This is a genomic window from Kitasatospora setae KM-6054 (assembly GCF_000269985.1).
GTDB lineage: Bacteria > Actinomycetota > Actinomycetes > Streptomycetales > Streptomycetaceae > Kitasatospora > Kitasatospora setae.
This window is the reverse complement of record NC_016109.1, coordinates 4,630,657-4,647,078: the sequence shown is the minus strand read 5'-3', so window position 1 is coordinate 4,647,078 and position 16,422 is coordinate 4,630,657. Positions and strand designations below refer to the sequence as shown.

19 protein-coding genes and 3 tRNA genes are annotated in these 16,422 nt (G+C 75.0%); 13 read left to right on the top strand and 9 right to left on the bottom strand.

Going from position 1 to position 16,422, the window contains the following annotated elements:
- Positions 1–29 precede the first annotated feature (29 nt).
- Positions 30–329 carry a hypothetical protein gene (locus KSE_RS20635; RefSeq protein ID WP_014137277.1) on the top strand — a complete coding sequence of 100 codons (300 nt, stop codon included), beginning with the start codon at positions 30–32 and terminating at the stop codon, positions 327–329.
- A gap of 29 nt (positions 330–358) precedes the next feature.
- On the opposite strand, the gene KSE_RS20630 is transcribed toward KSE_RS20635, so the two are convergent.
- The 5 genes from KSE_RS20630 to KSE_RS20610 all read right to left on the bottom strand — a co-directional run bounded on the left by KSE_RS20630 (position 359) and on the right by KSE_RS20610 (position 5,322).
- Complete coding sequence (locus KSE_RS20630) at positions 359–1,174, bottom strand: TIGR02452 family protein (RefSeq protein ID WP_014137276.1); 816 nt, start codon at positions 1,172–1,174, stop codon at positions 359–361.
- A 129-nt stretch (positions 1,175–1,303) separates the two neighbouring features.
- A complete protein-coding gene (locus tag KSE_RS20625; protein ID WP_014137275.1) occupies positions 1,304–3,601 on the bottom strand; it encodes a DEAD/DEAH box helicase in 2,298 nt (765 codons plus the stop codon).
- 253 nt (positions 3,602–3,854) lie between these two features.
- Positions 3,855–4,433, bottom strand: a complete 579-nt coding sequence (locus KSE_RS20620) for a hypothetical protein (RefSeq protein ID WP_148283132.1) — start codon at positions 4,431–4,433, stop codon at positions 3,855–3,857.
- Between the two features lie 92 nt (positions 4,434–4,525).
- A complete protein-coding gene (gene crcB, locus KSE_RS20615; protein ID WP_014137273.1) occupies positions 4,526–4,885 on the bottom strand; it encodes a fluoride efflux transporter CrcB in 360 nt (119 codons plus the stop codon).
- Positions 4,882–5,322, bottom strand: coding sequence for a fluoride efflux transporter FluC (locus KSE_RS20610; RefSeq protein WP_081539520.1), 441 nt, complete (start codon positions 5,320–5,322; stop codon positions 4,882–4,884). The genes crcB and KSE_RS20610 overlap by 4 nt, the downstream gene beginning before the upstream one ends.
- An 87-nt stretch (positions 5,323–5,409) precedes the next feature.
- Here KSE_RS20610 and KSE_RS20605 point away from each other — a divergent pair, with 87 nt between their 5' ends.
- The 5 genes from KSE_RS20605 (at position 5,410) to KSE_RS20585 (ending at position 6,851) form a co-directional block, all read left to right on the top strand.
- Positions 5,410–5,751, top strand: coding sequence for a metallopeptidase family protein (locus KSE_RS20605; RefSeq protein WP_033259421.1), 342 nt, complete (start codon positions 5,410–5,412; stop codon positions 5,749–5,751).
- A gap of 145 nt (positions 5,752–5,896) precedes the next feature.
- Positions 5,897–5,969, top strand: a tRNA-Glu gene (locus tag KSE_RS20600).
- A 42-nt stretch (positions 5,970–6,011) separates the two neighbouring features.
- A tRNA-Asp gene (locus KSE_RS20595) sits at positions 6,012–6,085 on the top strand.
- Positions 6,086–6,119: 34 nt separating this feature from the next.
- A tRNA-Phe gene (locus KSE_RS20590) sits at positions 6,120–6,196 on the top strand.
- A 109-nt stretch (positions 6,197–6,305) separates the two neighbouring features.
- The gene (locus tag KSE_RS20585; protein ID WP_033259395.1) at positions 6,306–6,851 is read left to right on the top strand and encodes a Uma2 family endonuclease; all 546 of its coding nucleotides are present in this window, start codon (positions 6,306–6,308) and stop codon (positions 6,849–6,851) included.
- Positions 6,852–6,895: 44 nt separating this feature from the next.
- On the opposite strand, the gene KSE_RS20580 is transcribed toward KSE_RS20585, so the two are convergent.
- Positions 6,896–7,672: a TetR/AcrR family transcriptional regulator gene (locus tag KSE_RS20580; RefSeq protein ID WP_014137269.1), complete on the bottom strand. Its 777-nt coding sequence runs from the start codon at positions 7,670–7,672 to the stop codon at positions 6,896–6,898.
- 100 nt (positions 7,673–7,772) lie between these two features.
- Between KSE_RS20580 and KSE_RS20575 the strand changes: the two genes are divergently transcribed.
- Entirely contained in the window at positions 7,773–8,162 is a 390-nt protein-coding gene (locus KSE_RS20575; RefSeq protein WP_014137268.1) for a VOC family protein, read from the top strand.
- 27 nt (positions 8,163–8,189) lie between these two features.
- Here KSE_RS20575 and KSE_RS20570 read toward each other — a convergent pair whose 3' ends face one another.
- The gene (locus tag KSE_RS20570; protein WP_014137267.1) at positions 8,190–8,750 is read right to left on the bottom strand and encodes a TetR/AcrR family transcriptional regulator; all 561 of its coding nucleotides are present in this window, start codon (positions 8,748–8,750) and stop codon (positions 8,190–8,192) included.
- A 136-nt stretch (positions 8,751–8,886) separates the two neighbouring features.
- Here KSE_RS20570 and KSE_RS20565 point away from each other — a divergent pair, with 136 nt between their 5' ends.
- Together KSE_RS20565 and KSE_RS20560 are read left to right on the top strand one after the other, a co-directional pair.
- A complete protein-coding gene (locus tag KSE_RS20565; protein ID WP_014137266.1) occupies positions 8,887–9,150 on the top strand; it encodes a hypothetical protein in 264 nt (87 codons plus the stop codon).
- 181 nt (positions 9,151–9,331) lie between these two features.
- A complete protein-coding gene (locus KSE_RS20560) occupies positions 9,332–11,245 on the top strand; it encodes an N-acetylmuramoyl-L-alanine amidase (protein WP_148283131.1) in 1,914 nt (637 codons plus the stop codon).
- Positions 11,246–11,291: 46 nt separating this feature from the next.
- On the opposite strand, the gene KSE_RS20555 is transcribed toward KSE_RS20560, so the two are convergent.
- On the bottom strand, positions 11,292–12,323 hold the full coding sequence (locus KSE_RS20555; protein WP_014137264.1) for a glycosyltransferase family 2 protein: 1,032 nt from the start codon (positions 12,321–12,323) through the stop codon (positions 11,292–11,294).
- Positions 12,324–12,800: 477 nt separating this feature from the next.
- Between KSE_RS20555 and KSE_RS20550 the strand changes: the two genes are divergently transcribed.
- From KSE_RS20550 to KSE_RS20535, 4 genes are all read left to right on the top strand, one after another.
- On the top strand, positions 12,801–13,238 hold the full coding sequence (locus KSE_RS20550) for a helix-turn-helix domain-containing protein (protein WP_063747475.1): 438 nt from the start codon (positions 12,801–12,803) through the stop codon (positions 13,236–13,238).
- 95 nt (positions 13,239–13,333) lie between these two features.
- Positions 13,334–13,810 carry a hypothetical protein gene (locus tag KSE_RS38655; protein ID WP_051738443.1) on the top strand — a complete coding sequence of 159 codons (477 nt, stop codon included), beginning with the start codon at positions 13,334–13,336 and terminating at the stop codon, positions 13,808–13,810.
- Positions 13,803–15,035, top strand: a complete 1,233-nt coding sequence (locus KSE_RS42250; RefSeq protein ID WP_014137261.1) for an MAB_1171c family putative transporter — start codon at positions 13,803–13,805, stop codon at positions 15,033–15,035. Before KSE_RS38655 ends, KSE_RS42250 begins: the two co-directional genes overlap by 8 nt.
- Positions 15,032–15,694: a DUF2236 domain-containing protein gene (locus KSE_RS20535; RefSeq protein ID WP_014137260.1), complete on the top strand. Its 663-nt coding sequence runs from the start codon at positions 15,032–15,034 to the stop codon at positions 15,692–15,694. The genes KSE_RS42250 and KSE_RS20535 overlap by 4 nt, the downstream gene beginning before the upstream one ends.
- Before the next feature lie 209 nt (positions 15,695–15,903).
- Here KSE_RS20535 and KSE_RS20530 read toward each other — a convergent pair whose 3' ends face one another.
- Complete coding sequence (locus tag KSE_RS20530) at positions 15,904–16,341, bottom strand: PGPGW domain-containing protein (RefSeq protein ID WP_014137259.1); 438 nt, start codon at positions 16,339–16,341, stop codon at positions 15,904–15,906.
- Between the last annotated feature and the right edge of the window lie 81 nt (positions 16,342–16,422).

Sequence of the window (16,422 nt, the reverse complement as noted above, 5' to 3'; positions counted from 1 at the left end):
GTGAACCCCGTCGTGAAGGAGTACGTCCCATGGCCCGCTTCCCCGCCACCGCCGCCGTCGCCGCCACCGGACTGATCGGCGGGTACGCGACCGCGCGGTTCAGCGGACGGCGCGAGCTGGGCGGTGCCGTGCTGGCGGCCGCCGGCGCGACGGCCGCGGTGCGCTGGGGCCGGCGCTCGGGGGTGCCGGCCGCGGCCGGGCTGACCGCGCTGTACCTCGCCGCGTTCGGCGGCTCGCATCCGCTGGCCAAGAAGATCGGCGCCTGGCCGGCCGTGCTGAGCGTGACGGGCGTGGTGGCCGCCGCCTCGGCCCTGGCCACCGGCGACTGACCGCACCCCCGGCCCCGCCGCCCCGCCGCTCAGGCGGCGAACCGCGCCGCGAACGCGGTCCGGTTCGCGGAGGGCTCGCTGCGGTCCCAGACCGCGAACACCACCCGGTCGAAGGCCGCGCCCCACTCGTCCAGGGCCTGCCCGAACGCGTCCGCGACCTCGGCCGGGTCGTTGCGGAACACGCCGCAGCCCCAGGCGCCGAGCACCAGTTCGCGCGCGCCGTGCCGGGCGGCGGCGGCCAGCACCCGGCCGGCCCGTTCGGCGAGCACCGGGCCGAGGTCGAGCGGGCGGCCGGGCGCGCGGAGGGCGAGCTGGCCGGCGTTGGGGGCGGGCGAGGTCAGGAAGCCGACCCGGTGGGTGCGTTCGAGCAGGTCGCCGTCGTCGTCCCGGATCACCGGCACGCCGGGCGACCAGATCACCCGGTGGCTGTAGCGCAGGTCGGTGGAGGCCCGGTGCGCCTCGTAGTAGTCGGGCGCCTCCAGCAGGCAGCGGTAGAGCAGCGCGGAGCGGCAGACGTCCTCCTCCTGGGCCTTGGCGCCGCGCAGGTAGCCGCCGCCGGGGTTGCGCGCGGACGCGAAGTTGAGCACCGCGACGCCCCGCCCGCCCTCCGCGAGCAGCCGCCGGGCCGCCTGCATGCTGCCCTCGCCGGTGACCTCGGCCGCCCCGGCGGCCAACGGGCCCGGCCCGGTGCCGAATTCGGCGTCCGGCGGGTAGGAGACCGTCCCGGCCCTGGCCTCGGCCAGTTCCTCGGCGATCCGGACCACCGCCCCGGCCGGGCTCCGGTACTCGCCCCGGTCGGCGATCTCCTCGTTCTGCGTGGCCAGGGCCCGCTGCCTGCTGCTCATGCCTCGGACGCTAGCCGCCGATTCCCGTCCCCACCAACGATTTTCACCATCCGCCGGGCCCGGGAACGCGGACGGGCCCGCCCCACCGAAGTGGAGCGGGCCCGTCGCCTGCCTGCTGTGCGCGGGGCGTCAGTTCTTCCAGCGCGGCTTGCGGTCGCCGCCACCGTTGAAGCCGCCGCGGTCGTCGCGGTTGAAGCCACCGCGCTCACGGTCGCCACCGAACGAGCGGCCGCCGCGGTCGTCGCGGTTGAAGCCGCCGCCCTGCGGGCGCCCGCCGCCGGAGCGGTGGTCGTCGCGGCGGACGAACGGACGGCTGCCGCCACCGGCCTGGCCGCGGTCGCGGTCACGGTCGCCGAAGGAGCGGGCCGGACGGTCGCCGCCGAAGGAGCGGCCGCCACGGTCGTCACGGTTGAAACCACCGCGCTCACGGTCACCGAACGAACGGCCCCCGCGCTCCTCACGGTTGAAACCGCCACGCTCACGGTCACCGAACGAACGGCCCCCGCGCTCCTCACGGTTGAAACCGCCACGCTCACGGTCGCCACCGAACGAGCGGCCGCCACGGTCGTCACGGTTGAAACCACCGCGCTCACGGTCACCGAACGAACGGCCCCCGCGCTCCTCACGGTTGAAACCGCCACGCTCACGGTCACCACCGAACGAACGACCACCACGGTCGTCACGGTTGAAACCACCGCGCTCACGGTCACCGAACGAACGGCCCCCGCGCTCCTCACGGTTGAAGCCACCGCGCTCACGGTCACCGCGGTCCCGGTTGTTGTACGCCGGGCGCTCGCTGCGGGCCTCGCGGTAGGACGGGGCGCGGTCCTCGGCGACCGGCTCGGCCTCGGCGGCGGCGACCGCCGCGACGGGGGCCTCGGTGTCGGCCTCGGCGGCCGGCTCCTCGTCCTCGATGCCCAGCTCGGCGCGCTCGCGGGCGGCGCGGGCGGCCAGGCGGTCGGCCTCCTCGCGCAGCTCGTTGGCGCGGCGCTGGGCGCGCTCCAGCTCGCGGATGAGCTCGGCGACCTCGCGCTCGGCGGCGCCGGCGATGCCGGACGCGCTCTCGGCCTGCACCTCGACGAGCGAGCGGGCACCGGTGATCCGGGCCACCTCGGCGTCGAAGGCGTGGTCGAGGATGTGGCGCGAGGCGTCCACGCCCGCGTCCTCCATCAGGCGGAACACGCCGCGGCGCTGGTGCGGCAGCACCAGGGTGACGACGGTGCCGGAGCGGCCGGCCCGGGCGGTGCGGCCGGAGCGGTGCAGGTAGTCCTTGTGGTCGCCGGCCGGGTCGACGTTCAGCACCAGGTCGATGCCGTCGACGTGGATGCCGCGGGCGGCGACGTCGGTGGCGACGACCACGTTCAGGTAGCCGTCCTTGAAGTCGCCGAGGACGCGGGTCCGGGCGCCCTGGGTCATGCCGCCGTGCAGCGCGTCGGCCTTCACCCCGGACTCGACCAGCTGCTGGGCGACCCGGTCCGCGCCCATCTGGGTGCGGACGAAGATGATGGTGCGGCCCTTGCGGGCGGCGATCGCGCTGGTGATCGGCGCCTTGTCCTTGGGCTTCACGACCAGGATGTGGTGGGTCATGGTGGTGACCGCGCCGGCCGACGGGTCGACCTCGTGGGTGACCGGGTTCTTCAGGTAGCGCTTGACCAGGGTGTCGATCTCGTTCTCCAGGGTGGCGGAGAACAGCAGGCGCTGGCCGCCGGCCGGCACCAGGTCGAGGATCTCGGTGACCTCGGGCAGGAAGCCCATGTCGGCCATCTGGTCGGCCTCGTCGAGGACGGCGATCTCGACCTCGTCCATCTTGGCGGAGCCGCGGTTGATCAGGTCGCGCAGACGGCCGGGGGTGGCCACCAGGACGTCGACGCCGCGCTCCAGCGCGTAGATCTGGTTCGACATCGAGGTGCCGCCGCAGACCACCTTCAGGCGCAGGCCGAGCACCGAGCCGAACGGCTCCAGCGCGTCGGCGACCTGCATGGCCAGCTCGCGGGTCGGGACGAGGATCAGGCCGCGCGGGTGCTTCGCCTTGGTGCGCTCGCCGTCGGCGAGGCGGGTCAGCAGCGGGAGGCCGAAGCTCAGGGTCTTGCCGGAGCCGGTGCGGCCGCGGCCCAGCACGTCCTTGCCGGCCAGCGCGTCCGGGATGGTCGCGGCCTGGATCGGGAACGGGGTGGTGACGCCGCGCTTGGCGAGCGCCCGGACCACGTCGTCGTGCAGGCCCAGGTCACCGAAGGTGATGGTGGGCTCGGCGTCGGCGTCGTCGGCGCTGTCGTCAGCGTCGGTGTCGGTGTCGTACTCGGCACCCGCGTCGGCGTCGGTGAGCTCGGCGAGCTCCGCGTCCAGCGCGTCGGTGTCGAGGGAGTCGGTGTCGGCGGCGTCGGACCCGTTCGCGGGCATGGCGAAGCGGGCGTCGTCAACGAGAGACATGCAAAACCTTCCGGAAGTGGCACGCGCCAAAGTCCGGTGGGTCTGTTGAAAAACCGCCTCTATGCGGTCAGCCACGGATCGCCGGAACGCGCCAAGGGCGCTCAAAGGTGTATGAGGAGCGCCAGCCAAATAGGATCAAACGAACGATCTACCACCATAGGGGAGCCTGGGGATCAGAGGCAAATCCCCTGGTCAGCACCTTCGAACGAAGGTCCTCCGGTCCAGACTCCCCGGCTCCCCCATTGTGCCTGGTTCAGTGCCCGGACGGCGACTCGCTCGGCCCCGCCGAACCCGGCCCGCTGGGCGTCGCGGACGGCGCCGACGAGTGCGCGGGCGCCGACGGGCTGCCCTGCGGGGTCGGCGAGGCGGCCGTCCCGCCGCCGCCCCCGCCGCCCCCACCGCTCCCGCTGCCGCTGCCGCCCGCGGGCTGGCTGGGCGGCGCCGAGGCCGGCTCGCTGGCCGCCCCGGACGGGGCCGGGCCGCTCGCCGAGGGGGCCGGCACCTGCACCGGCGCGCCCGGCACGCCGCCGGTCGCGGGCGGCGGCGTGGCCCCCGGCGCGGGGGCGCCGGCCGACGGCGCGGGGCCGGGTGACGCGCCGTCAAGGCTGAGCGTCCCGCCGCGCTCCCCGTGCGGGGCGCCCTGCCGGGCCCCCTGCCCGCCGCCGGGCTTGGCGCTCGCGCTGGCGCCCGTCCCGGACGGCTTCACCTCCACCGGCTTGCGGGGGGCGTCCGCGCCCACCGACATGCAGCCGCCCAACCCGAGGACGGCCAGCGCCGCCACCACCGAACCCGCCGCCGTCCGCCGACCTCGCGCCGACCAACCCGCCACCATCGAGCCACCTCCCGCACGACCCGCCCGGGGCCGCAAACGTTCTCGGTGCCCAACGCGCGGCCGGCCGCCGGGGACACGGGTGGCGGCCCCGGTCACCCCCAGATCGCGTGTCCGATGCCCGCCCCCGCGTACACCGCCGCCAGCCCGGCCCCCAGCGACAGCGCGACGTTCCCCAGCGCGGCGCCGCGAGCGCCGTTCTCGGCCAGCTTCAGCGTCTCGAACGAGAACGTCGAGTACGTGGTGAGCGCCCCGCACAGGCCGGTGCCGAGCAGCAGCCGGACGTCCGGCGGGGCGACGGCGGTCAGCAGGCCGAGCAGCGCGCAGCCGCCCGCGTTGACGGTCAGCGTGCCCCACGGGAAGGCGAAGCCGGTCCGGTACTGCACCGCCCGGTCCGTCAGGTACCGCAGCGGGGCGCCGACCGCCGCCCCCACCGCCACCAGCAGCCAGTTCACGCCCCGGCCCCCCGTCCGGCCCGCGCCGACAGCACCGCCCGGGTCGCGCCCGACGCCGCCCACACCGCGCCCAGCGCGGCCAGCAGCGTCCCGCCCAGGTAGAGCACCGCCCGGCCGGGCAGCCCGTGGTCGAACAGCTGCTGGGCGTCCACGGCGTACGTCGAGAAGGTGGTGAACCCGCCCAGCACCCCGGTCGCCAGGAACGGCCGCAGCAGCGGATGCGGCACCCGCGGCCCCTCCGTCAGCACCACCAGCACCACCCCGATCGCCGCGCACCCCACCGCGTTCACCAGCAGCGTCGTCCACGGGAACCCGTCCCGCGCGGTCGGCCACCACAGCCCCAGCCCGTACCGCGCGCACGCCCCGAACACCCCGCCCGCGGCCACCGCCGCCACCACCCGGCCCTGCCCGCGCAGCACCGGCTCCCTCGTCCTCATGCCGCCCAGTCAAGCACCGGCCCCCGCCCCGCCGTCCCGGCGACCTGGCGTCCCGTCAGCGGACCTCCGACAATGGGACGCGTGGAGATGACCCGGGACGAGTTCGAGGCACTGGTGTCCGACGCACTGGACCAGATTCCCCCCAGACTGGCCGCGATGATGGACAACGTCGCGGTCTTCGTCGAGGACGAACCCGACCCCGCCACCCCCGACCTGCTCGGCCTCTACGAGGGCATCCCGCTCACCGAGCGCGGCGAGTGGTACGCCGGTGTCCTCCCTGACCGGATCATGGTCTACATGGGCCCCACCCTCCGCCACTGCGCGACCCGCGCCGAGGCCGTCGACGAGGTCCGCACCACCGTCATCCACGAGGTCGCCCACCACTTCGGCTTCGACGACGACGAACTCCACGAACTCGGCTGGTCCTGACCTGCCCCACCCACCCCCTCCCCCGCACCCCGCCCACGCCCACCGCCGCGCCGACCTCCGGAAACCGTTTTGGCGTTCCCGCCCGGCATCCCATATGCTTCGGGACGTCCCCGAACGCCGGATCATCCGGCCGGAAGGGCCGCAAGCCCTCATCGTCTAGTGGCCCAGGACGCCGCCCTTTCAAGGCGGTAGCACGGGTTCGAATCCCGTTGGGGGTACGCAGTACCGTAGTAAGGTCCTGTGCGGAGCGATCCGCATGAGGTCCCGTGGAGCAGTTGGTTAGCTCGCCACCCTGTCAAGGTGGAGGTCGCGGGTTCAAGTCCCGTCGGGATCGCTCGTCTCGCAAGAGGCGGTGCAGTACGCAGTACGGCCAGGTAGCTCAGTTGGTACGAGCGTCCGCCTGAAAAGCGGAAGGTCGCCGGTTCGACCCCGGCCCTGGCCACCAGACAGTCGAAGGCCCCGGAGTTCACGCTCCGGGGCCTTCGGCGTTCTCCGGCCTCCTCGGCCGGACTACTCTGAGGGTGTTGTCCGGCGCACTCCAGGAGACAGCCCCCATGAACCCGGAGCACTTCGCACTCCTCGATGAAGCCCGACGGAGCCTGCCCGACGGGTTCAAGGTGGAGATCTCGGGCGACACCATCGTCATGATGGTCAGCCCCTCGGGCATCCACCAGCGGAACCTGCTGCTGGTCCGCCGCCAGTTCGACCGGTACGCCCCGGCCGATCTGCTGCCGAGCGAGAACACCGACCTGGTGTCGCCCAACGTCGGCAAGAGCCGCAACCCGGACCTGACGTACCTGCCGAGCGAGGCACTGGAAACGTCCGCCAACCAGGTCCCGTCCGAGCTCGCCGCCGTCGCCGTCGAACTCGTCTCCCCCTCGAACCCGGAGAACGACTGGGTGGGGAAGGTCCGCGACTACCCGCTGATGGGCATCCCGCTGTACCTGCTGGTCGACGCCAGGCAGAAGACCGTCACCCTGTTCAGTCGGCCCGACGGTACGAGGTACCACCGCCGTGAGGACGTCGAGTTCGGCGAGACGCTGCGCGTCCCCGAGCCGTTCGACTTCGACCTGGTCACGAGCGACCTGCTGCCGTACTGACCGAGGCCGCGAGCTCCGCCGTCCGCATCGGCCCGGCCCGGGGCCTAGCGGGCCGGGGGCTGGTCGATCAGGGCGGCGAGGCCGTCGAGGATGCGGGGGAGGCCGAACTCGTAGGCGTGGGCGGCGTTGTAGGCGCCGCCCTGGGACTGGCCGGCGGCGGTGCCGACGCGGGTGGCGACGGGGTAGCGGGCGGGGTCGAGGACGCGGGCGAGGAGGTCGGCGTTGGCTTCCCACCACTGGGTGTCGCTCATGGCGCTGTCCTGTTGGGCGGCGCGTTCGTCGGCGGCCATCCGGGCGCAGGTGTGGACGAAGCCGAGCAGGTGGGTGAGGGCGGCGTCGAGGCGGACGTCGTCGAGGCCGGTGCCTTCGAGGGCGCGCAGCTCGTACTCGTACTTGGCCATCAGGCCGGGGCCGAGCGGGGGGCGGGTGGTGGGGACGGTGGCGGTCCAGGGGTGGGCGGCGTGCAGGGCGCGGTTGTCGTCGGCGACGGCGGTGGCGCGGGCGCGCCAGCCCTGGTCGGCGGGGGTGCTGCGGGGCATCGCGGCGTAGAGGGTGTCGAGCATCAGGTCGAGGAGTTCGGCCTTGCCCGGGACGTAGGTGTAGAGCGCCATCGCGGAGAGGCCGAGTTCTTGGGCGACCCGGCGCATGGTGACGGCGTCGAGTCCTTCGGCGTCGGCGATCCGGGTCGCGGTGGCGGCGATCTCGGCGGGTGAGTGGGCTTGGCGCGGTCCGCGGCGGCCGCGGGGCGCGGCGGTGGGGACGCCCCAGAGCAGGGCGAGGGTCTGCGCGGGGTCTCCGGCGCTGCTCCGGTTGCTGGCCATGCGGGGGATTCTTCCACGCGCCAATCTCCGTACTATGTATACTGTACGGCGTACGGAGATTCTGGCGCGACCCGACCCACCGATCCGGGAGGACCACCCCTTGAAGATCAACCGCTCCGCCGTGTCCCTGAACGTCGAGGACGTCGCGGCCTCCGCCGCGTTCCTCTCCGAGCACCTCGGCTTCCGCGAGGAGATGTCCGCCGACGGCTTCGTCTCGCTCGGCCACCCGGACGCCGGGATGAACGTGGTGCTGCTGCGCCGGGGCCTGGAGGCGCTGCCGGCGGGCTTCCGCGACCAGGTCGCCGCCGGGCTGATCCTGGCCTTCACCGTGGACGACGCGGCCGGCACCGAGGCCCGGCTCAAGGAGGCCGGCGTGGAGATCACCATGCCGCTGCTCGACGAGCCGTGGGGCGAGCGCCTGTTCCAGGTCACCGACCCGAACGGCGTGATCGTGCAGTTCGTCGAGTGGCGGACCCCGGCCGAGGCGTGACGGGACGCGCGTGCGGGGCCGGACGGGTCAGCCGACCGCCCGGCGGGCGAACTCCACCACCTGGGCGCGCAGGTCGGTCCCGTGGTCGGGGCCGAGCATCATCCGGGTCATCTGCGGCACCGCGTGCGGCCAGGCGGCCAGCGCGGTCAGGCTCAGCAGGCAGGCGGCGATCCGCGGCGAGACCTCGGCGCCGAAGGTCTCGGCGAGCGCGGCGACCTTCCGCTCGTAGTGGGTGGCCCGGTGTGCCTCGTTGGGCAGGGCGTCGTCCCGGTAGTGCAGGGCCTCCCAGAGCGAGAGGCGGAGCAGGACGGGGTTGGCCCGGTGGAAGTCGTAGACCCGGCCGACGTAGTCGCCGGGGTCGTCGCCGGGGCGCAGCGGGACGGCTTCGGCGAGTTCGTCCAGGGCCGCGGCGACGACCTGGTCGAAGAGCTTCTGCTTGCTGCCGAAGTAGCCGTAGATGCGCTCCTTGTTCACGCCGGCCAGCTCGGCGATCCGGTCCACCCGGGCGCCCGCGATGCCGTGGGCGGCGAACTCCTCCCGGGCGGCGGAGAGGAGCCGTTGCTTGGTGGAGCCCTGGTCCTGGGTCATGCGGTCAGCGTAGGGGCGGGCTCCCCGATCTGCCAACCAACTGGATAGTTGACTTCCAACCAGTTGGTTGGCTACGTTCGCGTTGCCACCGCGGGAAGCGGGCCGGCACACCACCGACCGGACAGGAAGTGCCGCCATGTCGACCACCACCGCAGCCCCCGTCTCAACCACCACCACCGCCGCAGCGGCCCCCTCGGTGCACGTCCGCGCCCTGGTCACCTGGCTGGCCGTCTATCCGGCGATCACGCTCGCCCAACTGCTGCTCGGCCCCTCGCTGGCGGGCCTGTCGGTGCCGCTGCGCGTGCTGGTCATCACCGCCGTGGTCGTCCCGACCGTGGTCTACCTGCTGGTGCCGGGGCTGCTGAAGGCCCGGGCCGCCCTGCTGCGGCAACGGCGCTGAAGCGGGGGACGGCGGCGCGAGCGGACGGACGGACGGACGCGGGCGCGGGGCCGGAGGGCCACCCTTCCGGGGGCGGGTCGCAGCGCCGCCCGGCCCGGCCCGGCCAGTAACGTCGCCACCGCCCGGCGCCGCCGTCCCGGGCGTCACCCGTGCCGTGAACTGGGAGGTCCCGGTGTTCCGGATGTCCAGGGCCGGTGCCGCGGCCGCCGCGACCGCCCTCACCACCGCCGTCCTCGGCGCCGCACCGGCCGCACCAGCCGCACCGGCCACACCGGCCGCACCCCCCGCCCCGGCCACCGCGAGCGCCCCCGGGGACGAGTCGCTGCAGCGCGCGTTCGCCTCGGCCGCGGCCGAGTTCGGCGTCCCGGAGCGGCTGCTGCTGGCGCTGGCGTACCAGCAGAGCCGCTGGGAGTCGCACGGCGGCGCGCCCAGCACCACCGGCAACCACGGGGTGGCGGGCCTGACCCGGGTCGATCCGGCCGCCGTCCCGGCGGGGGCGGACGGCCCCCGGCTGCACACCCTGGACGCCGCCGCCGCGCTGCTCGGCCGCCCGGCCGACGAGTTGGCCGTCGACCAGGCGCAGAACCTCCGGGGCGCGGCCGCGCTGCTGGCCCGCTACCACCGGGAGGCGGCCGGCGATCCGGCGGACTGGCGCCCGGCGGTGGCCCGGTTCGGCGGGGACGGCCGGGGGCCGTTCGCGGAGCGGGTGTGGACGACCCTGCGCACCGGCGCCGAGCGGACCACCGCCGACGGCCAGCACGTCCGCCTGCCCGCCGACCCCGCCCGACCCGTACCCGCGCCCGAGCCCGTACCCGAGCCCGCCGAAAGCCCCGGGCCCCAGCCCCGGCCCCAGCCCGCCGGCGCCCGGAACGCCGCCGCCGTCGACTGCCCGGCCGAGCTGGACTGCGAACCGCGCCCCGCCGCGTACGCGCTGACCGACCCCGGCGACCCGACCTCGTACGGGAACTACACCCGGGCGAACCGCCCGGACGACGGCCAGCAGATCCGGTACGTCGTGCTGCACGACACCGAGGGCGGCTACGACGGCTCGCTCGCGTTCTTCCGCGACCCGCGCAGCCAGGCCAGCGCGCACTACCTGGTGCGCTCCTCGGACGGGCACGTCGCGCAGCTGGTCGACAACCGGGACGTCGCCTGGCACGCCGGGAACAAGACCTTCAACATGCACGGCATCGGCATCGAGCACGAGGGCTACGCCTTCCCCAAGGACCGGCCCACCTGGTACTCGGAGCAGCTGTACCGGTCCTCGGCCGCGCTGGTCCGCCACCTGGCCGCCCGCTACGGGTTCCCGCTCGACCGGGAGCACGTGCTCGGCCACGACGACGTGCCGGGGCCGCTGCAGGCCGGGGTCGCGGGGATGCACTGGGACCCGGGCACCTTCTGGGACTGGGCGCACTACCTCGACCTGCTGGGCGCCCCGCTGCCCGGCCGGGCGGGGGTGCCGAAGGTCGGCGACCCGATCGTCGTCGCCCCGGCGTTCGACACCAACCGCCCGGCGGTGAACGGCACTTCGGACCGTCCGGAGAACTTCGTCTACCTGCGCACCGGGCCGTCCGCGGACGCCCCGCTGCTGAACGGCGGCACCCGCGACGCCGCCGACTGGCGGGACAAGGCCGTCACCGGCGCGCACTACGTGGTGGCGGACGTCTCGGGCGACTGGACGGCGATCTGGTACGACGGGCGGAAGGGCTGGTTCGCCAACCCGGGCGGGTCCGCGACCGCGCCCGACACCCGGCCGGGGCGCACCGTCCTCACCCCGCGCCCGGGCCCGGCCTCGATCCCGGTCTACGGCCGCGCCTACCCGGAGGCCGCCGCCTACCGGGCGCACCCGGCGATCCCGGTGCAGCAGGTCGTCCCGCTGGACGCCACCGTCCCGGCCGGCCAGTCCTACGTCGCGGCCGAACCGGAGCCGGTCCGCGGCGACTTCTACTACGCCCGGAACATCGACGGCGACACCCCGGACGACCGGACCCTGGTGGTCGGCTGCGACAGCTACTACCCGATCCGCTACAACCACCGGCTGGCCTACCTCAGGTCGACCGACGTGCGGGGCGGTCCGGCCGCGCCGGGCTGCTGAGCCCGGGGCCCCGGCCCCGGCCACGGCCCCGGCCCCCGGCCCCCGGTCAGCCCCGGCGCAGCGCCTTGCGGGTGTTGCGCACCCGCCGGTGCACCCGCTGGACGTTGGCCAGGGTGTGCACCCGGCCGGCCACCGTCAGGCGGTACTTGAGGCGCAGGAAGGCGGGCAGCGCGGCGATCCGGTCGGCGCCGATCGCGCCGACCAGCCGGGTGACGTGCCGGTGGTAGGCGTAGCGGTAGTCGCGGTCGCCGTCGGGGACGGTCCAGAAGAACATCGGGATCTCCTCGACCAGCGTGTTGTGGTCGTAGGCCCGCAGGTGCTCGCGGAAGACGGGTTCGGGCCGGTCGAGCAGCCAGCCGCGGACCAGCTCGATGGAGCGGACCCGGTCGGCCAGGCCGCGCGGGTCGGTGCGGCGCTGGGTGATCGAGGTGTCGCCGTCCTCGCGGATCCGCCAGTGGTAGATCGGCTCGGACAGCACGTCGACGCTCTTCGCCAGGAAGTGGTGCGGGACGCTGACCGGGGCGTCCTCGTAGAGCATGCCCTCGGGGTACTCCAGGCCGGCCGCGTCGTAGAAGGAGCGCCGGTAGACCTTGTTCCAGGCGGTGCGGTCGGTGACCAGCGGGGGGTGCTCGCTGATGTGGGTGCGCAGCCGGGTCTCGGCGAACGGGCGGACGTGCACGTGCGAGGGCTCCAGCCCGGCGGTGCGCAGCCGCAGCACGTTGCCGGCCGCGAAGTCGGAGCCGGTGCCGTCCAGGGTGTCGACCATCAGCCGGTAGGCGCCGGGCGGGACCACGTCGTCGCTGTCGACGAAGGCCAGGTACTCGGTGCCGGGGGCGAGGTGGCGCACGCCGGTGTTGCGGGCCGCGCCGAGGCCCTGGTTCTCCTGCCGGACCAGCCGGAACCGCGGGTCGCGCGCGGCGTACCGCTCGGCGATGGCGGCGCTGGCGTCGGTGGACCCGTCGTCGACCATCACGCACTCGAGGTCGGCGAAGGACTGGTCGGCGATCGAGTCCAGGCAGGCGGCGAGGTAGCGCTCGACGTTGTAGACCGGGACGACGACGGAGAGTCGGGGAGCCATCGGCTGCGCGGGCCTTTCGGGCGGGGAGCCCGGATGGGCCGGCACCTCATGCCGCCGGGCGGGCACGCGGGAAGCGTATCCGAAGCCAACAGCCAATCAGGAAACGGAAGATGACGCCCAGGTAGCGGAACCAGCGGCTCCAATAGGACGGTAGGACCGGCGGACCGGGCGCCCGCGGCCGGGCGAACGACCCGACGAACGACCCGACGAACGGCCCGCCCCGGGACCGCCCCGGGCCGGGGAGGGAACAGCCGAGCGCCGCTGCCCACCCCCGTGGGGCAACGGCGCCCGAGTATCCGAGTGCCGATCCTGCCGACCGGGTCCACACTGTGTCAACTATCGTGGATCCGCCGGAGCCGGTCCAGACCACTCACCCCGGGCCGTCACCACCGTTTCGGCACGAATTCATCAACGATCGTGCAGAGAAGGACGATCGGGGGATACGCCCGGGGGTACGGAGCCTCTATGATCCGGCACATGCCCCAGGAAACCCCCCGCGCCGAAGCCCCGGACTTCGCCAGCCGCTTCCGGCGCCTGATAGCGGTGATCTACCCCAAGGACCTCGGCCGCCCCTGGCGGGACTCCGAGATCGCCGAAGGCACCGGGCTGAGCGGCACGTACATCGGCAACCTGCGCAAGGGCACCCAGAAACCGAGCCTGGAGAACGCCGTCCGGATCGCGAAGTTCTTCGGCGTCCCGCTCGACTACTTCTCCGACTCGGAGACCGCCCGCGCGGTCGAGCAGGACCTGCGCACGATCGAGGCGCTGCGGGACGCCCGGGTCGAGCGGATCGCGATGCGGGCCGCCGGGCTGCCGCCGGAGATGCAGGACGCCGCACTCACTATTGTGGAGCAGCTGCGCCGGGCCGTGGGCCTGGGCGACGGGCAGCCGGACGAGGCCGGCCCGGTGACGTGACGGAACGCCAGCAGGTGCCGCTGGGACACTGGCGGCTTCCGGAGGGGGTCGACGTGCGGGGTGTGGGGAGCGGACTGGGCCGGACCCGCCGCCGGATGCGGACGGTCGCGCGCGGGCTGCGCCTGCCGCCGCTGAGCACCGTCGAGGAGCTGTGCGACGCGGTCTCCGCGCACCTGGACCGGCCGATCCGGATCGCGCCGCGCCGGATGCGGGTCGGCGAGCCCTCCGGCTCCGTCGAACGGCTCCCCGCCGAGGACGTCGTCCACGTCGAGCAGGAGACCTCCGGGCTGCACCGGGCGCACATCGTCTGCCACGAGCTGGCCCACCTGCTGTGCGGGCACCTGCCGGTGCCCGCCGGGCCCGAACGGGACCCCGGACGGGTCGAACTGCCCACCCTGGACCCGGAGATGGTCCGGCTGGTGCTCGGCCGCTCGCACTACGACGACGCCGCCGAGGAGGAGGCCGAGGTGCTCGGCGCCGAACTGATGCGGATCCTGGTGCTCGCCCCCGGCGCCGGCACCACCTCGCAGCTCGCCCCCGCGCTGGAGCACCGCAAGGGACAGCATGTCTGAACTGCCCTACGACCTGGTCTACCTGGGCATCGGCTCGGCCGCCTGGCTGGTCGCCGCGCTGAAGTTCCGGGCCTGGCGGCGCGACCCGTCCTTCGGCCTGCTGGTCGTCGCCCTCGCGATCGCCTCTCCGTCCACCGCCTTCCTGCTGGCCTCCCCGCTGCTGTACCGGGCGGTCGGGCACCTCACCGGCGTCGGCAACCTCGCCACCCTCCTCGTCTACCTCGGCATCGTCGGCTTCTCGGCCGCCGCCGTCGTCCTCGCCCTGCTCTGGGCCCCGCCCGACGAGCGCGCCGACACCCGGATGTGGGCCCCGCTGGACGGCCGGCTCCGGCAGCGGGTGCGCCGCCGCGCGGCCGGCTTCGCCGCGCTGGTGCCCGTCCTCGCCGCGCTCTTCCTGGCCGGCGGCCCGTACCGGCCGGAGACCCCGCTCACCTTCGACACCACCTTCGCCCCGCGCGCCGCCACCGCCCTGTTCCTCGTCCTCTACCAGGGCGTGTTCGCCTACGCGCTGGTCGACATCGGACGGGTCTGCCTCGGCCACGCCGCCCGCCTCCCGGACGGCTGGCTGCGCCGCGGCATCCGGCTGATCGCCCTCGGCGCGCTCACCGCCTGCGGCTACGTGCTGTGCAAGATCGCCGCGATCGGCCTCGCGTACGCGGGCGCCGCCGGCACCGAGTGGCTCAGCACCGCGCTCGGCCCGGCCTTCGCCGCGCTCGGCGCGATCGGCATCACCTGCGGCTTCGCCGGGCCGGCCGGCGCCGCCTGGGCCGTCCGCCGCCGCGACTTCCGCGCGCTGCGCCCGCTCTGGGACCTCGTCTACCGGGCCGACCGCCGGCTCGCCCTGGAGGGCCCGCCCTCCCCCGCCTGGCGCGAACGCCTCGCCGTGCGCGACCTGGAGTGGCGCACCACCCGGCGCGGCCTGGAGATCCGCGACGGCCAGCTGACCCTCCGCCCGTTCGTCGACCCGGCCGCCGTGCACGCCGCCGACCGGCTGGCCGGCCGCGCCGCGCTCGCCCCCGGCCACCGCGACGCCCTGGTGGTCGCCGCCGCGCTGCGCTCCGCCGTCACCGCCCTCGGCGCCGGCGCCGTGCCCCGCCCCCGCGAGGAGCAGCCCGCCCTGCCCGGACTGGACACCGCCCCGGACGAGGAGCGCGCCCACCTCGTCCTGGTCGCCGCCTACCTGCGCTCCCCGCTGCTGGACCGCGCCCTGGAACCCCGCGGGTGACCCCGCCGGCCCGGGACGCCTTCGCCGCCCTCGTCCTGCACCGCCGCCCGCAGCGCGCCCGGGTCGGCCTCACGCTCGGCTTCGTCCGCACCTTCGCCGTCCCCGGGATCGCCGAAGTCCTGGCCGGTACGGGCCGGTTGGCCGAAGCGCCGAAGGCCCGGGCGAAGGCCACCGGCGCCATGATGTTCGCCCTGATCGGCCACGGCGTGGACAGCCCGGCCGGGCGCGGCATCGTCGCCGAACTCGCCGCGATGCACCGGCTGCCCGGCGTGGACGACGAACTGATGCGCTACGTGCTGGCCTGCTTCACCGTCTGCCCGGTCGACTTCGCCGGCGGCACCCGCGCCGAACGCGACGCCGCCACCGCGTTCGCCGCCGACCTCGCCGCCGCCCTCCGGATCCCCCCGCTCCCCGACGACGCCCGCGGCTGGATGCGCGGGTTCGAGACCGCCGGGTTCGCCCCCAGCGACGCCGGCCGCGCGCTCTGGCGGGCCGTCGCCCCGCTGTTCGCCGCCCGGCTCCCCGGCCCGCTCGCCCGGCACGCCCCCGCCTTCGGCGCCGCCCTCCTCGACGCCCCCCTCCGCGCGGCCTTCGCCCTGCCCCGCCCGCCCCTCCCGCTCCGCGCGGCGGCGGGCCTGGCCTTCCGGCTGATGCGCTAGCGCCGCGTCAGGCAGCCTTCGCCGCCAAGGAGCAGCTCTCCCAGCCCCAGAGGGGGCTGGGAGGTGCCCCCTTGGTGCCGTGCTCTCGGCCGGTGCGGCGAGCGGGCGCTCCTGCCCGGTGGCGGGCAAGGAGGGCGCGTGCCGGGCGTCGCGACGGGCGAAGGCCGCCTGACGCGGCACCAGGGGCAGTACGGGCGGGGGCCGGGGCCTCAGCGCCGTCCGTGCACCCGGCGGTGGCTCCAGGCCAGCAGGCCGAGCAGGATCAGCCCGGAGAGGACCAGGCTCGCGCCGGTCGCCCAGCCGGCCAGCGGCAGGGTGGGGACGGCAACGGCGACGACGCCCGCCGCGACCAGGCCGAGTCCGGCGAGGACCGAGCCGGCGATCCGCCAGCCCGAGGCGACGCTCGCCTCGACGCCCTGCATGGCCTTGGCCCGGACGGGTTCGACGTACCGGGCGAAGGCCGGGACCGCGCGGGCGACCAGCACCATGCCGGCCAGCAGGAGCAGCATGCCGGGGCCGGGCAGCACCAGCAGCACCACGCCCACCACGATCAACGCCGCGCCCGCCACCCCGAAGGCCACCCGGGCCACCGGGTGGACCGCCGTCGGGTCCGCCTCGAATCCCGCCCGCCGCCGCTGCTCGCTCATCAGCCCACCCTAACCGGACGGCCCGGAAACCCGGCGGCCCGCCGAGCCGAGTAAACTACACGATGTAGTGCAATCTCCCGC

Bases quoted from the DNA above. Each gene is read 5' to 3' on its own strand.
- KSE_RS20635 (WP_014137277.1), top strand. From the start codon at position 30: ATGGCCCGCTTCCCCGCCACCGCCGCCGTCGCCGCCACCGGACTGATC.
- KSE_RS20630 (WP_014137276.1), bottom strand. From the start codon at position 1,174: ATGAGCAGCAGGCAGCGGGCCCTGGCCACGCAGAACGAGGAGATCGCC.
- KSE_RS20625 (WP_014137275.1), bottom strand. From the start codon at position 3,601: ATGTCTCTCGTTGACGACGCCCGCTTCGCCATGCCCGCGAACGGGTCC.
- KSE_RS20620 (WP_148283132.1), bottom strand. From the start codon at position 4,433: ATGGTGGCGGGTTGGTCGGCGCGAGGTCGGCGGACGGCGGCGGGTTCG.
- KSE_RS20610 (WP_081539520.1), bottom strand. From the start codon at position 5,322: ATGAGGACGAGGGAGCCGGTGCTGCGCGGGCAGGGCCGGGTGGTGGCG.
- KSE_RS20605 (WP_033259421.1), top strand. From the start codon at position 5,410: ATGACCCGGGACGAGTTCGAGGCACTGGTGTCCGACGCACTGGACCAG.
- KSE_RS20585 (WP_033259395.1), top strand. From the start codon at position 6,306: ATGAACCCGGAGCACTTCGCACTCCTCGATGAAGCCCGACGGAGCCTG.
- KSE_RS20580 (WP_014137269.1), bottom strand. From the start codon at position 7,672: ATGGCCAGCAACCGGAGCAGCGCCGGAGACCCCGCGCAGACCCTCGCC.
- KSE_RS20570 (WP_014137267.1), bottom strand. From the start codon at position 8,750: ATGACCCAGGACCAGGGCTCCACCAAGCAACGGCTCCTCTCCGCCGCC.
- KSE_RS20565 (WP_014137266.1), top strand. From the start codon at position 8,887: ATGTCGACCACCACCGCAGCCCCCGTCTCAACCACCACCACCGCCGCA.
- KSE_RS20560 (WP_148283131.1), top strand. From the start codon at position 9,332: ATGTCCAGGGCCGGTGCCGCGGCCGCCGCGACCGCCCTCACCACCGCC.
- KSE_RS20555 (WP_014137264.1), bottom strand. From the start codon at position 12,323: ATGGCTCCCCGACTCTCCGTCGTCGTCCCGGTCTACAACGTCGAGCGC.
- KSE_RS20550 (WP_063747475.1), top strand. From the start codon at position 12,801: ATGCCCCAGGAAACCCCCCGCGCCGAAGCCCCGGACTTCGCCAGCCGC.
- KSE_RS38655 (WP_051738443.1), top strand. From the start codon at position 13,334: ATGCGGACGGTCGCGCGCGGGCTGCGCCTGCCGCCGCTGAGCACCGTC.
- KSE_RS42250 (WP_014137261.1), top strand. From the start codon at position 13,803: ATGTCTGAACTGCCCTACGACCTGGTCTACCTGGGCATCGGCTCGGCC.
- KSE_RS20530 (WP_014137259.1), bottom strand. From the start codon at position 16,341: ATGAGCGAGCAGCGGCGGCGGGCGGGATTCGAGGCGGACCCGACGGCG.